This window comes from Pseudomonas sp. PGPR40, assembly GCF_022014505.1.
Lineage (GTDB): Bacteria > Pseudomonadota > Gammaproteobacteria > Pseudomonadales > Pseudomonadaceae > Aquipseudomonas.
On sequence record NZ_JAKLSP010000001.1, the window covers coordinates 1 to 15,268 of the forward strand.

Annotated in this window: 8 protein-coding genes, 1 tRNA gene and 1 pseudogene; 3 read left to right on the forward strand and 7 right to left on the reverse strand. The window is 60.0% G+C overall.

The window, feature by feature from the left end; genetic code table 11:
- The 5 genes and pseudogenes from MEB48_RS00005 to MEB48_RS00025 form a co-directional block, all read right to left on the reverse strand.
- A pseudogene (locus tag MEB48_RS00005) lies at nt 1–1,666 on the reverse strand (hypothetical protein); the annotation flags it as partial.
- A gap of 507 nt (nt 1,667–2,173) precedes the next feature.
- A complete protein-coding gene (locus tag MEB48_RS00010; protein WP_237881303.1) occupies nt 2,174–4,138 on the reverse strand; it encodes a preprotein translocase subunit YajC in 1,965 nt (654 codons plus the stop codon).
- A gap of 97 nt (nt 4,139–4,235) precedes the next feature.
- Nucleotides 4,236–5,042 carry a diaminopimelate epimerase gene (dapF, locus tag MEB48_RS00015; RefSeq protein ID WP_237880697.1) on the reverse strand — a complete coding sequence of 269 codons (807 nt, stop codon included), beginning with the start codon at nt 5,040–5,042 and terminating at the stop codon, nt 4,236–4,238.
- A gap of 97 nt (nt 5,043–5,139) precedes the next feature.
- The gene (locus tag MEB48_RS00020) at nt 5,140–6,879 is read right to left on the reverse strand and encodes a dipeptidase (protein ID WP_237880699.1); all 1,740 of its coding nucleotides are present in this window, start codon (nt 6,877–6,879) and stop codon (nt 5,140–5,142) included.
- 400 nt (nt 6,880–7,279) lie between these two features.
- Nucleotides 7,280–8,392 (reverse strand): CapA family protein, encoded by a 1,113-nt coding sequence (locus tag MEB48_RS00025; RefSeq protein ID WP_237880701.1) that lies wholly within the window; start codon nt 8,390–8,392, stop codon nt 7,280–7,282.
- A 177-nt stretch (nt 8,393–8,569) separates the two neighbouring features.
- Between MEB48_RS00025 and MEB48_RS00030 the strand changes: the two genes are divergently transcribed.
- Nucleotides 8,570–8,644, forward strand: a tRNA-Gln gene (locus tag MEB48_RS00030).
- A 198-nt stretch (nt 8,645–8,842) separates the two neighbouring features.
- On the opposite strand, the gene MEB48_RS00035 is transcribed toward MEB48_RS00030, so the two are convergent.
- Both MEB48_RS00035 and MEB48_RS00040 read right to left on the reverse strand, forming a co-directional pair.
- A complete protein-coding gene (locus tag MEB48_RS00035; protein WP_237880703.1) occupies nt 8,843–10,840 on the reverse strand; it encodes a peptidase U32 family protein in 1,998 nt (665 codons plus the stop codon).
- Between the two features lie 121 nt (nt 10,841–10,961).
- Nucleotides 10,962–12,848 (reverse strand): sigma-54-dependent Fis family transcriptional regulator, encoded by a 1,887-nt coding sequence (locus MEB48_RS00040; RefSeq protein ID WP_237880705.1) that lies wholly within the window; start codon nt 12,846–12,848, stop codon nt 10,962–10,964.
- Nucleotides 12,849–13,193: 345 nt separating this feature from the next.
- Between MEB48_RS00040 and MEB48_RS00045 the strand changes: the two genes are divergently transcribed.
- Together MEB48_RS00045 and MEB48_RS00050 are read left to right on the forward strand one after the other, a co-directional pair.
- Nucleotides 13,194–14,252 (forward strand): ATP-NAD kinase family protein, encoded by a 1,059-nt coding sequence (locus MEB48_RS00045; RefSeq protein ID WP_237880707.1) that lies wholly within the window; start codon nt 13,194–13,196, stop codon nt 14,250–14,252.
- A gap of 33 nt (nt 14,253–14,285) precedes the next feature.
- Nucleotides 14,286–15,263 (forward strand): thiamine pyrophosphate-dependent dehydrogenase E1 component subunit alpha, encoded by a 978-nt coding sequence (locus MEB48_RS00050; RefSeq protein WP_237880710.1) that lies wholly within the window; start codon nt 14,286–14,288, stop codon nt 15,261–15,263.
- Nucleotides 15,264–15,268: the final 5 nt, after the last annotated feature.

The window sequence follows — 15,268 nt, forward strand, 5'->3', positions numbered from 1 at the left end:
TGACGGTAGTGCCAGCGCCGTCGGCGCCATAGACCGGCAGGTTGCCGAAGACGCCGCTGAAGTCCACCGTGGTGGCGGCGCTGTCCTGGGCCGTGGGGTCGCCATCGGTTTCTGCGTCCTGGGTGGTCAGCAAGATTGCACTTTCGGTGGTGGCGCTGACCGTCACGCTGGGGCCGTCATCGTGGAACGTCAGCGCCGAGAACGGATTCGGTGTGGCATTGGAATTGACCAGGCTGAAGCCACCAATGTCGAACGGAGCGTCGAAGTTGGTGTCGATTGAACCGATGTTGTCGATCAGCGCTCGGTTGTGTGGGACGGCGGTGTTGTAGGTGATCAGGTCGTTGGCTTCCAGGCCTTTGATCACCACGGTGTGGTCGGAGAACGTGACCGTGATACCGCTCAGCGTGGTGGGGGTCATTTCAATACTGATCTTGTCAAACACCAGGGTTTCACCCGGCACCGCATTCTTGCCATGCCCGGTGGGCTGGGTGGTAATGACGACCTTGTTGACTTCAACTGCCGTGTTTACGTCCAGGTTTTCGATGAAAGCAGTACGTGGATTATAAGCCGTTGTGAAGGCGCTGATTTCCAGCGTGGATTTATCGCCCGAGGACGATTGGACAACGGAAAAACTGGCCCCATTGCTCTCGTAGAGCGAGGCGAAGTCAATGTTGGCCTCCACGTCCGCTTCGTTTTGGTCCAGGAATCCAACTGAGGTCGCCGAATGGTCAAGGTTCACCGTGTAATCCGGGTTCGCGCCCTTCGCGAAGGTGAAGTACAAGCCGGTGCCTTCCACGATTTGCTGGCTGTTGGTGCCCAAGGTGGTGGGGCCGCCGCCCTGGCCGGTGTTGACGGTGTCGCCGCTGGTGATGGCGGAAGGATCGCTGGACTGGTTGATCGGGCTCTTGCCGGTGACGATGATCACAGCGTCGGTCGGGCTGGGGGTTCCATCGCCGTACATCAGGAACAGGTTCTGGCCTGAAGGAGCGCCTTCCAGCGAGAAGTCGCTACGATTGCTGACCGTGACATTGAGGTTGTACAGGCTCAAGGCGTCGTCAGGGTCGGTGGTAATCGGGTGCTGGATTTCTTCGTACTGCACCAGCCAGACCTTGGAGCCCACGGCGTTCAGATCGGAGGTCTGGACGGCGCCGGTAGCGTCCGTGGGTTGCAGGTACGCGGCGAAGACGACGTCGCCCGATGGGTCTGCCACATACTCACTGCCATTCCAAACGCCTTTGCGACCAAACACGACGTTGTTCTCATCAATGCCCAAGTCGATGCCTGTATAGCTGTAGAGGTAAATTTTCGTGCCATCGACGGTCAGAAGGGGGACGCCAGGCGCAGACAGAGCCTCTTCCCCAAGCAGCGGCCCTCCTGTGGAGTTGGTGAAGGCCAGATCTGTGACATCGGCCCCGAAACCACTGAGCATGGAGCTGCCATCAAGGTCGGCGGAGGTGCCATTGCTCACGGCTACAGTGACGTTGACCCCCGTGAGATCCTGCACCACCACGGCAGTCAGGAGCGTGTCGAATGCCGCTACGCCGGTGCTGATGAAGCCCGAACCATCGTTAACGTCGTTGCCTGTGATGTCGCTGCCGCCGGCCGTCGCGTTCTGCTTACCTGACGTTTCGTCGATGATCAATGTTCCGGTGATGGTGATAGCCATGATTTGCTCCCAAAATTCGGTCATCGAGGCCTGACCGTGGACCATTGGTCGCAACTATGGCGAAGCGCCAGGGATTGCACATTGCCCGATACTCCTGAGCGGGCTGGGAGTTTCAGACTACTTGGGAGGAGGAGGAAGCGAAGGAGTGGCGCGCATATTTCGATTGTGAATTATTCAGGCCTGAGATAAATCCAAAAAACGCTCGCCGCGTGGCCTACTTGATTTTAAGAGGTACGACAGGTGCGGCCGCGCCGCGACACAATCACTCAGCCCTTTACCCGCAAAAAAGGACCTTCGGAGAACCTGCAGGAGCCAGGCATTGCCGCAATGCCACTCAGTTAAAACACGGAACCCTGTAGGAGCGAGCTTGCTCGCGAAAGCGATATATATCGCGACATCAATGTTGACTGTACTGCCGTCTTCGCGAGCAAGCTCGCTCCTACAGGAATTTCGCTTAACTGACTGGCATTGAGGCTTGCCGCACCGCTGGCTCCTACGAAAAGCGGTTTACTTCCGCAGAATCTCGATGGGCGGCTCGATCAGTTGTAGCTTGAGCGCACCCGAGGCTGGCACGAAGCGCGGGCCCGTGCTTTCAGGTGTTGCCCGAAGCCTCCAGGTGCGCTGCACTTGCGCCAGTTTGGCGACGCCTGATGCCACGGACCAGCGCCGGCAGACCTTCTCCAACTTGAGCGGGTAAAGGGTGAGTTGGTCGCCTTTGAAGTGCATACGCAGGAAGCATTTGTGGTCGGCGATGCACTGCGAGGAAAAAACCGCTTCGCTGTGTAGCCCCCAAAAGGTGTTGCCCATCACCATCCAGGCACCGAACAACAGGCCTCCCAGACTGCCGCCAAGCACCAGCGTCTCCGCCAGAAACAACAAAACCTGGTGCAGGTTTTCTACCTCGAGCTGCAAGTAGTGGATGTTGACACGGCCCATCAGCCACAGCAGTCCGATCGCCAGTCCCAGATGAAGTACCCCGTGAATAGCGCCAATGGCATAGGCGAGCTTTCGGGTGCGCTTGACCCCGGCGGCTGAGAACACTGCGCAACCCAGCACAATGAGCACAGCGAACATCACCGACGAGGGACTGTGTGACATGACCAGGAGCAGGTGTCGCCAAACTTCGCTAATGTTGGAAATGGACGCTTGGAGGTCAGACAACACGTCCATCAGGCTGCGGTTGCCTCGTGCCGGGTGGGGCACGGTGCTGGCGCTTTGTACCATCCAGTCGAACAGCAGGTACAGGAGGGCCAGCATGCCGCAGAACGAGAGATTGCGGGTGGGTAGCCGCCATGCCCGATTACGCAATTGCTCGGAGGTCTTTTTGTCCGGGTAGACCGCCGCCAGTTCATAGTGCTGCCGGGTTCCGCCAACGTTGAACGGCTTGGGCGGATCGGGAAGCTGATGGGTGGCATTCAAGAAGGCGCCACCGCCTCCGCAGGTGATGCGTTGCGGCGCCTGGGTGCCAGCTTGTGGCTGGTAGCGCGCGTAATGGTGCGAGTCTCCGGCCAAGACCACCGCCAGGTGATCACCCAAAAGTTCCTCGATCTCGCGCAGGCTGCGAAAGCGCGGCGTCTGGGTTTCGATCGAGGGCAAGGCCTTGCTCTCCTCGCGTGCCAGCCGTTCGGCTTCGTCCACCCAACTTGGTTCGGGCGTGCAGAGGATCACGCGGTCGCCTGGCTGCAGTTTGGTGCGCATCTCTTCGAAGTATTGCTTCTGCTGCCGGTCGATCATGGACTCCAACTGCAAATCCAGACCCCAGACCCACCAGCCATTGGGCAGCTGTAGCACGTAGTAACTGGTGCGCTGGCGGGTTTCCCAGCCTCCGATGGGTTTCTGCTCGCAAAACAGTTGGGAGAAACCGCGCAGACCGTCATACCAATCGTGGTTGCCGGGCGTCGCCAATATCCACGGTGCACCCGGCTGCCGCACGGGCTGTTCCTGGTCATCAGGGCGCACCTTGGGCACCGGTGCGGGAAAGGCGGCGCGGAAAGGATCCAGGAAGCGGGTGCGGTAGCCGGATTGGGCCGGTGTGGGATAGACCTGATCGCCGCCGAGCAACAGCACGTGGCCGCGGGGCAACTTGAGTTGGTGCTCGGGCAACTCGGCATCATGGCTGACGCACAGGGCCATCGAATAGGTGGAGTCCCAGCCATCGCCGGTATCAGCCAGGTAATCGATCCACACGTCACCGTCGCCAGCCACCTGGATGGGCGGGTTCGAGCCCCGAGGGTTGAGCACGGCCAGCATTTCCCGCGGGTCGGCAAAAGCACCCATGGTGGTGGCGACAGCCGTTTGCAAGCCCGTGCGCATTAGCTGAAACGGGCCTAGCCAATTGACCATCGGCTCCTGGGTGTAAAGCTCGATGCGGCTATTGAGCGTGGGAGAGGGGGTGGAACGGGTCTTGGCGAGGGGCGAAGAGTGCGGCGTACGCACTTCTCCAGCGCGAAACTCAATCGAATGCTCCTTCATCATCCAGCCTCCATTGCTGTAACGAATTCAGGTACCGCAAAAGGATGATCTTTTATCGGTCGATTCAGAATAGGTCAGTTATGCGATGGCCGCCGATTCATTGCTTTGAAGGGATTGTTCCCGAAAAAGTTGTCTCTACCGGCCCGATGAGAAAGACAGGTCCCATGCCATCCCATTGAACCGTTACGGTTCCGCCATCACATTCAACCTCAACGCGATGGTCTAACAAGCCACGACGAATTCCGTTAACAGCGGCGCCACAAGAGCAGGAACCGGAACCGAGGGGTATGCCACCGCCGCGCTCCCAAATGCGCAATCGAATGTGCTTGCGGTTAATGATCTGGACAAAATGCACGTTCGTCTTGAGGGGGAATAGAGGGTTGATTTCAATGGTCGGTCCGATGGTCGCTATATCAATGGCTGTCAGGTCATCGACAAAATAAGTGCAGTGCGGATTGCCCATGCTGGTCGCGGCTGGACCACCCGCCAGTGGCAAAACAGCGGTATCCAGTTCCAGAGCCAGGGGGATTTGCGACCAGCCAAAAAGCGGCTTCCCCATGCTGACCGAAATCGCGCCGGTCGAGGTTCGTTCACACGTGAGTAGGCCACGGTTGGTTCGCAACACTATCGACGTGGTATTTGATTCGCGCATCAGCCTGTCCGCGGCACCCCGCGTTGCGCTGCCACAAACATCCAGTGTGGAGCCATCCGCATTCCAAAACATCAAGCGCGCAGCGGTATCATCGCAATCGAGCATCACCGCGAGTTGATTGAAGCCGATTCCTCGGTGCCGATCACCCAATTGCCGAGCCATGGCACTGGTGATGGGATTGGCCGAGTTTCGCGAGTCCACAATGACGAAATCATCGCCATTGGCGTGCATTTTATGAAAGCTCAGTGGCATCAATAGATCCTGGTAACGAACGAGTTGAGGTTTAAAGGCCACCCAACCCATTCGCATAGAAATGGACCCGCCAGAATAGCGGGTCCGAAAGGGAGAGTCAGAGTTTCGGCAACTGCCCGATGCGCCCGAACATTTCGGTCACGATCTGCAAGTCCAGCAGAAACTGGTCGACGGTCTTGAACTCGTTGTCGTTGTGGCCTGTGTACTTGAGCTCTGGCCTGGCCAAGCCGAACTGCACGCCATTGGGCAGCTCATGGACCGAAGTCGCGCCGGCAGAGGTGCCAAATTTGTGTTCCATGCCAAGGTTTTCGCTGGCCACGGCCAGCAGGGCCTTGACCCATTCACCCTCGGGGTTACGGTGCATTGGCTCGGCGATCGAGTAGTCGAAGGCTGGCGCGATATGAGTCTTGTTGCTCCAGGCACCCAGCTTGTCGGCGATTTCGGTCTTGAGCACTTCCGGGGATTTGCCCTTCGGTACGCGCAGGTTGACCGCAAGCTTGAAGGCTTTTTCATCCATCCCGACATAGGTCAGGGATGCGGTCAGCGGTCCCATGAAGGCATCGGAAAAACCGACCCCCAATTTGCCACCCAGGTAATCCAACCCCCAGTTGTCGGCGGCGTAGCGGGCGGCGTCGGTAATGTGGTTGTGCTTGAGCGCGACCTTCCCGTCGAGGCTGTTGATGAAGTCCAGCATCCTGGCCACCGGGTTTACGCCTGATTCGGGCTCGGAGGAGTGGGCGGAAACGCCGGTGACCGTCAGCATGACGTCCTTGCCGACGACCTTGGCGCTCACCTCGAAGTTGCCGCCATTGCGCTTGGCATAATCGCTACCTGCCTTCTGCAGGCTGGCAGCCAATTCGGCGGGCTTGTCAGTCACCAGGGTGGCGACGGAAGTCGATGGAATCTGGTTGGTTGCCAGGCCGCCGGTCATTGCAGTGATTTCGGCGCCTTTGCCCACTGCAGTGCGGCGAGGAAAACTGGCCATGACGGTGCCGTAGCCCTTCTCGGCAATCACCACCGGGTAGCCGCCATCCAGCGCCAGGTTGTAGTTGGGTGTCGGGTTGTGTTCGAAGTAATAGGGGATGGCGTCGCCCGTGGTTTCTTCGGTGGTATCTACCAGCAGCTTGAAATTCCTCGCCAGCGGCAACTTCTCTTCCTTGATGATCTTCATGGCGTAGAGCGCCACCACGATGCCGTTCTTGTCATCCTCGGTGCCCCGGCCATACATGCGATCGCCGACCAGGGTGACCTTGAATGGATCGAGTCGGGTGCCGTCTTTCAGAACCCAGTTTTCCGGCGTCACGGGCACCACATCGGCATGCGCGTGAATGCCTACGACCTCGTCGCCGTTGCCTGCGAGGGATATTTCATAAACGCGGTTGTCGATGTTGCGAAAGTTCAGATTGAAGGCCTGGGCAAGGTCCTTGAGCTTGTCGGCGATTTTGATGAATTCGGGATTGTCGTGCTGGGCAACGCCGTCCACGCGGAAAGTCGGGATTGCCACCAATTCGCGCAGAGTCTCGGTGGCAGCACTGCCGTATTTCACCCGTGCATAGAGGCCAAGCAGGCGATGGATCTCGTTCTGCTGTTCAGGGGAAAGGGTCTTGTTGCCCTGGAAGGCACTGATTGCCGGGCCGAGGTCGTTGGTGTTGGCAAGATCGCTTTTGGCCAGGCGTCCCAGGAACTGTCTGAAATCCGTTACCGATGCGTCACTGAAGGACTTGAGAATGGTCGCACTCTGTTGCGGGGTGATGTTGGCGTGCGCTGACGTGGTAAACGACGAAAGGCTGGCCAGCATCAGGGTTGTCGCGGCCAGGTGCTTGAGTGATAAATCCATTTTTGAGGCATTCCTTTGCAGGCAGTTTTGTGGGAAATGTCTGATCGATGAGTCAGAAACTTTTCCAAACTAACACCACGAGGGAGTGGTACGGGAGTCCCGGAAGTGGAATTTGTCGCACAAAAATGCAAAAGCGACGCAGAAATGAAAAAACCGGGAAGCGAGCAAAGCGCTTTTTGTAGGAGCCAGGCGAGCCTCAATGCCAGTCAGTTAAGCCGCGAAACCCTGTAGGAGCGAGCTTGCTCGCGAAGACGGCGGCACAGCAAACATTGATGTTGCCTGACCCACCGCTTTCGCGAGCAAGCTCGCTCCTACAGGAATTTCGCTTAACTGACTGGCATTGAGGCAAGCCTGGCTCCTACGAAAAGCATTGGGAATGCTTTTACATGTCCAGAGGTTCTTACCAACGTAACTCGAAGCCATTTTCCGCACCCGGCTGGATGTGGGTGCCCAAGCAGGCGCACTCGCGAGAAAGGGTGTCGTGCAGCCATTGACGGTCATCCCCTTCGGCGCGACAGAGGCGAAAGCGACAGAGGCGGGTGGGTATCAGGTCCAGCGATTGCAGGTGCCCGCCCGAGTCCAACGAGGCAAAGTACAGAAGCCCCAGGTCGCCACGAAAATCTGTGTGGCCCTCGATACCTTCATAATCGTTCAGCAGATCACCGCAGCCATAAAGAATCAGGCGTTCGCGGTACACCTCGATGCCTTTGACGTGGTGCGAGGAATGTCCGTGCACCACGTCAACTCCGGCCTCGTCGATCAAGGCATGGGCGAACCGGACTTGCTCTCGCGGGATGTCGAACCCCCAGTTGCCGCCCCAATGAATGGAGGCAACCACCCGATCCCCCGGTTTTTTGCTCTCAAGAATCCGTTTGGCCACAGGGTGCAGGCTTTGCATCGACAGATCTTCCAGCCGCGCGACACCTGCGCGCCTGTCTGTGGCGGCCCAGTCCGATGCAATGCCGCTGTCGGGTGTGCCGAGGCCGAACACCAGCAAACGCCGCCCGTCTAGCTGCGGCAGCACGGCGGGCGCTTCGGCGGATTGCCGGTTGCGCCCGGCGCCGGCGCTGCACATACCGTTGCTCGACAAGGTATCCAGCGTGTCGGCCAGGCCGGCTGCCCCCCAATCCAGCACATGGTTGTTGGCCAGCACGCAGCAGTCGATGCCGGCGGCGCTGATGGCCGGGAAGTTCTCCGGACTCATGCGGTAATTGATGCCCTTTGGCTCCGGTCGTCCGCGGCGGGACACCGCCGTTTCCAGATTGATGATGCGTGCGTGTGGCTGGCGAAGTTCAAGCTCATCCAGCGCAGCGCCCCAGACATAGGTGAAATCGACGGGAAGGGGAATCGGGCCGTTGAGTCTTTCTGCCAGCCGGACGTAGACGCTGGCATTCTTGACGTAGTCTTCGTAAAGCCGCGGATCGCCAGGATGCGGCAATACGGAGTCGATGCCGCGTGCGGTCATGACATCGCCGGCGAGAAACAGCTTCAGAGTATCGGTAACAGCTGCCATGGCACCCTCCAGGATCAGGAGTAAGCATCTGTTTTAAAACAAATATATTTTTGTGTTGGCCTTCCCAGGCGAAGCGAAAGTTGATAAATTGCCGCCCGTTCTTGCAGAGGCTCTTACAGGGCTTGTCCGCAAGGACAAATCAGAAAGAGAGTGCCGAGCACTCGCCGTAACAGATACAGGGGCGTCGCCAAGCGGTAAGGCAGCAGGTTTTGATCCTGCCATGCGTTGGTTCGAATCCAGCCGCCCCTGCCATTTTCTTTTACTCATCCAAGTATGGCCTCCGCCGGCAGGTAGTGCGGAAGTCCCGGATGATTGTCTTTACAGAAAACGCCAACGCAAACGCCAACGCCGATCCGGCGTTTTTTTATGCCTGCAAATCCCTCTAGGTCACACTTTTAACATTCAGCCGTCTTGCGAGCGCAGCGCCGTAGCGCCGCGCTCGCCAGTCACTCAGTGGGGCGCGCGAGGGATGGTCTTGAGCAGGTCTTCAGGGCTGATGTGGCCGACGACCGGCTGCACGCTGCCCGGTTGCGGCAGATCAAGGATGTGTCCCTTCATCTTGCCGATCACATGCATCTCGCAAGGCTTGCAGTCGAACTTCAGCGTCAGCACTTCGTCGCCATGCACCAGTTGCATCGGCGCGACCTTGGTGCGCACGCCGGTGACGCCCTTGGCCTGCTTGGGGCAGAGGTTAAAAGAGAAACGCAGGCAATGCTTGGTGATCATCACCGGCACCTCGCCGGTCTCCTCGTGAGCCTCATAGGCCGCGTCGATCAGCTTGACGCCGTGACGGTGATAGAAGTCGCGGGCTTTCTCGTTGTAGACGTTGGCCAAAAACGACAGGTGCGACTCCGGGTACACCGGTGGCGGCTCGGTCTCGGCCTTGCGACCACCACGTGGGTGGGCTTTGATGCGGGCCGCGGTCAGCGCTTCGATGACTTCGCGGCGCAAGGCCTTGAGTTGCGAGTTCGGGATGAAATACGCCTGCGGTGCATCCAGCTCGATAGCCGTGGCGTGGTACTGAGTGGTGCCCAGTTGGCCGAGCAGGTCATGCAGTTGCTCCAGGGCCTGTTCCGGTTTGTTGGCCAGGCCGAATGGACCGTCCAGGGCGACACTGACACTGACACCTTCCTCGCTGGTGGCGGTCAGTTCCAGACGATCCTCACGCAGGCGAGCGACCCAGGCAAGACCCACCCGGCGCTCGGCGGAGCTCTTGAGCAGGGCCTGCTGCCAGTTGTGGTCGAGGTTGCGGTTCAATGGGTGATTCGGTCGCAGCTGGTGCAACCCCTTCGGCATCTCATTGGGCTCCACGCGATAGCGGTAGCGCTTTTCCCCGTCCTCTTCGAACTCGCCCTTCGGCTCGGCGATGTTGGTGCGCCAGCCCACCACTTCACGCTTGACCAGCACATTGAGGCCGTCGCCATTGGACAGCGGTTCGTGGGTGACCACCAACAGATCGCGCTTGCCGACTTTCTCCACCACGCCTACCGGCAGGCCGGTGAAGGTGGGTGTGTCGAAGGCGCCGATGTCGATCTTGCGGTCGCTGACGAAGTAGTCGGTGCTGCCGCGGTGGAAGGTCTTTTCCGGGTCGGGCAGGAAGAAGTGCGCGGTGCGGCCGCTGGATGCGCGGGCCAGGTCCGGGCGGTCTTCGAGGACATCGTCCAGGCGCTGGCGATACCAGGCGGTGATGTTCTTCACATAGCCCATATCTTTGTAGCGACCCTCGATCTTGAACGAGCGCACGCCGGCTTCAACCAGGTCGCGGATGTTGGCGCTCTGGTTGTTGTCCTTCATCGACAGCAAGTGTTTTTCGTAAGCGATCACACCGCCTTTTTCGTCCTTGAGGGTGTAAGGCAAGCGGCAAGCCTGGGAGCAGTCGCCACGGTTGGCGCTACGGCCGGTCTGCGCGTGGGAAATATTGCACTGGCCGGAGAACGCCACGCACAGCGCGCCGTGGATGAAGAACTCGATCGCCGCATCGGTTTCGTCGGCGATCGCGCGGATCTCCTGGAGGTTCAGCTCGCGGGCCAGTACCAGTTGGGAGAAGCCTGCCTGGTCGAGAAACTTCGCCCGCGCCAGGGTGCGGATGTCGGTCTGGGTGCTGGCATGCAGCTCGATCGGCGGAATGTCCAGCTCCATCACGCCCAGATCCTGGACGATCAGCGCGTCGACGCCGGCATCGTACAGTTGGTGGATCAGCTTGCGGGCTGGCTCCAGCTCGTTGTCGTGCAGGATCGTGTTGATGGTGGTGAACACCCGGGCGTGGTAGCGACGGGCGAATTCGACCAATTGGGCGATATCGCTCACTTCGTTACAGGCGTTGTGGCGGGCGCCGAAGCTCGGGCCCCCGATGTAGACGGCGTCGGCGCCATGCAGGATGGCCTCGCGGGCGATGGCTACGTCGCGGGCGGGGCTGAGCAGTTCCAGATGATGTTTGGGCAAGGACATATTTTTTTATCGGGCTTGTCACGGTCGAGGCGCGCATTGTAGCGGCGAAACGCTTGACCGGCACCCGAATGCTGCCCGGTGGCGACCGCTTGCTGAGTGGTGCCGCCGGATGATGCTGTGGTTAGCCTCTGCCAGGCATGTCGATGTCATGTTGATGCACCCGTCGATACAGCGTTGCCCGGGAGATGCCCAAAGCCTTGGCCGCGGCGGTGGGCTTCCAGCGATGACGCACAAGGGCATCGATGAGTGCCTGGCGTTCCGGACTGGCGCAGCGTTCCACGGTGTCGGCTGAAGCCGGATCACTGAGTCGATGGCCGAGCAGTTGCTCAGGCAAGTCACTCAACAGAATCAAATGGGTCTCGCACACCGCGCAGGCGTAACGCAGCACGTGCCGCAGTTCGCGCACATTGCCCGGCCAGCGATAGCCGAGCAGGCATTCCAGTGCGGCGCTTCCCAGTTGCACCGCTATCGCACAGGCCGACGATTCTTCTTCGAGTATCCGGTTGATCAAGGCCAGTCGATCGCTGCGCTCGCGCAACGGCGGCAACTGGAATCGCGCTCCTGTGAGGCGAAAGTACAGGTCCTCGCGAAACTCGCCAGAGGCCACCAGTGCTTCCAGATCGCGGTGGCTCGCGCAGATGACCTGAATGTCTATCGCTTTGCTGCGTGACGCCCCCAGGGGCGCCACTTCGCCCTCGGCTAAAACCCGCAACAGACGGGTTTGCAGAGGCAGAGGCATATCGCCGATTTCATCGAGAAACAGCGTGCCGCCATCGGCCTGTTCCAGCAGACCTCGCAGACCTTTATTCGAAGCACCGGTGAAGGCGCCGGGTACATAACCAAACAACTCGCTTTCGATCAGGTTTTCGGGAATCGCTGCGCAGTTCACCGCGATAAAAGGCCGCTCACGGCGCAGACTGGCCTGATGCAACTGGCGGGCGAAGACTTCCTTGCCAGAACCGGTTTCGCCCTGGATCAGCACCGGTAAATGGCGGTCTTTGACGCGCACCGCAAGGCGCAGGCTTTCTTCCAGTCGCGGGTCGAGTTCGGCGGATGACAGTACCCGGCGCGCAGGGTTGGGTTTTACCCGCCGTGGCGCGTTGAGTCGTCCATGCAAGGCATGGCGGGCACCCTGGCTGTGAAGCAGGCAAAGCGATTCGTCCCTGGCCCGATGTAATAACTGCTGATCGAACACTTGGCCGATGTGTTCCGGCAGCTGACCAAAGCTTTGCAACAGCCACTGCCGCGCCGCGGGATTCAGCGCCTGCAGTCGTCCGTCATCGTCCCAGGCGAGCAGGTAATCGGGTTGGCTGTCGACGTAGCCCGGGCTGTTGTGGGCCCGCAGCACCCAGTAGCCCTGGGCACTGCTCATGAAAAACGCCTGTTCGATTTCCCGTGCGCTCTGCACCACCATCTGCCGGATCAGGTGTTGCGAACGGCGGTCGTCTGGAGAGCGCACCGCGGACACATCGAGCACCCCGAGCAGTTCGCCCCGAGGGTCGAAGACTGGAGCAGCAGAGCAGGTGAGTCCGATAAAAGCGGCGCGGAAGTGATCTCGCTTATGCACCGTGACCGGTGTCCGTGCGGTCAGCACCGCGGCCACGCCACAGGTGCCTTCCTCGCCTTCTGACCAGCAGGTGCCCAGGTACAGGCCGGCTTTGCGGCAGTCATTACGGATCGAGGTTTCCACGCGGTAGTCGATGGTCTGGCCCTGGGCATCGGTGAGCAACACGCAGTAGTCGGCATCGCGCACGCGACCGTGGAGGCGGGCGACTTCTTCGCTGGCGATGCGCAGGAACAGTTCGGAGCGTTCTTGACACTCCTGCAGCACGTTCTGCGAAAGGATCCGTGGCCCTTGCAGTGAGCCGGGGTCCAGGTGGTGTTGCTCCATGGAACGGCGCCAGGAGTCCAATATCAAGTCTGGCACTGGCAATTGCGGCAGGTGCGCTGCGTTCTTCAAAACACGGCTGACGCAATCCACGTGCGCCTTCGAGTGTGCGGAAAGCATTTAAGGTCTCCGGTTCGATCTTTTTTAGTTGTGCGGCTATTAAGCGCTGTTCATGGACGGTCGACAAGCATCGGTTCACTCACGGCGAAGGTGAGACGCAACGTCTCAAGGTCTCACCACAAACCCTTGCTTGCTGACATGGGACGTCTCAATCGAGCGTGATCAAAACCCTCATGGACTTAGGTCGCGGCCGCTCTGGAACAGGCATCCTGGCGCTTTTTTGCGAATCTGGCACTGGCCTTGCTCTAGCCCCTGCAACCAGTGCGACTGGCAACCCGATAATAAAAAGAGGTGCCCTATGTCCTCCTGCCGAGGCCTTTTCTCTGTTCTACCTGTGGTGCTGGCATGAATGCCTTGCCATTGACTGTCGGCATCATTGCCAACCCGGCGTCCGGCCGGGATGTACGGCGCCTGACGGCAAATGCCGGGCTGTTTTCCAGTACCGACAAAGTCTCGGTGATCCAGCGGCTGCTGGCAGCTTTTGGTGCCACCGGTGTCGAGCGGGTGCTGATGCCCACCGACATGACCGGCATCGCCGCTGCGGTATTGAAGAACAGTCATGGCCGCCAGGCGCGTGACAGCCACTGGCCAACCCTGGAGTTTCTCGACCTTACCTTGCGCCAGAGCGTGGCGGACACTCGCCAGGCCGCGCGCTGGATGGCTGAACGCGGTGTGTCGCTGATCGCCGTACTCGGCGGTGACGGCACCCACAAAGCGGTGGCCGCAGAAGTCGGCGACATTCCACTGCTGACCCTGTCGACGGGGACCAACAATGCCTTCCCGGAATTGCGTGAAGCCACTAGCGCCGGGTTGGCCGGCGGGCTATTCGCCAGCGGGCGGATTCCACCCGAAATCGCTTTGCGCCGCAATAAACGCCTGCTGGTGCGGATTCCGAGCCGCGCGCTGTGCGAGGTGGCATTGGTGGACGTAGCGGTGTCCTCGTTGCCCTTTATCGGCGCCCGTGCAATCAGCCGTGGGATCGATCTGGCGGAGGTATTTGTAACCTTTGCCGAACCTCAGTCCATTGGCATTTCGGCGCTCTGTGGCTTGTGGTTTCCGGTATCGCGCCAAGCCCCCAATGGCGCCTGGATGCGCCTTGATCCGCAATCTTGCGAAGCCTTGCTGGTGCCACTGGCGCCCGGCCTGTTGCAAGGCTGCGGCGTGCTCGCCGCCGCTAGCCTTGAACCCGGCGTTGCCCATCGCCTGTGCCTGGCCAGCGGCACCCTGGCTCTGGATGGCGAGCGTGAAATCGAATTCAACGCCCATGACTTACCCACCGTGACCCTCGATGCCGGCGGTCCGCTGAGCATCGATGTCAATGCAACGCTGGCCTATGCAGCGCAAGAGCGGCTGCTGGCCATCGGCCGTGAACATCCGCAACACCCTTTGAACCTTGCACCTTGAAACCTGAGCCTCAAGACACCCTGGAGAATAAAAATGTCGACACAGCTGACCGCTGATCAATTGCTGCATGCCTATCGGGCGATGCGCACCATCCGCGTCTTTGAAGAGCGCTTGCACGTGGAGTTCGCCACCGGCGAGATTCCCGGTTTCGTCCACCTTTATGCCGGTGAAGAGGCCTCGGCCGCCGGTGTCATGGCTCACTTGAGGGATGATGATTGCATCGCCTCCAACCACCGTGGCCACGGTCATTGCATCGCCAAGGGCGTTGATGTGTACGGGATGATGGCCGAGATCTACGGCAAGAAAACCGGGGTCTGCCAGGGCAAGGGCGGCTCCATGCACATTGCCGATTTCGAGAAGGGCATGCTCGGCGCCAACGGTATCGTCGGAGCCGGCGCACCGTTGGTTGTGGGCGCGGCACTGGCCGCCAGGCTCAAAGGTACGGACAGCGTCGCCGTGGTGTTCTTCGGCGACGGCGGCTCCAATGAAGGGGCGGTATTCGAAGCGATGAACATGGCTTCGGTGTGGAACCTGCCGTGCCTGTTCATTGCCGAGAACAACGGTTATGCCGAGGCCACGGCCTCCAACTGGTCTGTGGCGTGCGATCACATTGCCGACCGCGCGGCCGGCTTCGGCATGCCTGGGGTCACCGTCGACGGCTTCGACTTTTTCGCCGTCCACGAAGCCGCCGGTGCCGCAGTGGAGCGGGCCCGCGCCGGTGAAGGTCCGTCGCTGATCGAAGTCAAACTGACCCGCTATTACGGCCACTTCGAGGGTGATGCCCAGACCTATCGGGCACCGGATGAGGTCAAGTATTTCCGCGAGCACAACGACTGCCTGATGCAGTTTCGCGAACGCACCACCCGGACCGGCTTAATCGATGCCAGCCAGTTGAACCAGATCGATAGCGAAGTGGACCTGCTGATCGAAGATGCCGTGCGCAAGGCCAAGTCCGACCCCAAGCCGAGCGCGGCCGACCTGCTCACCGATGTCTACGTTTCCTATCCCTGAACGCC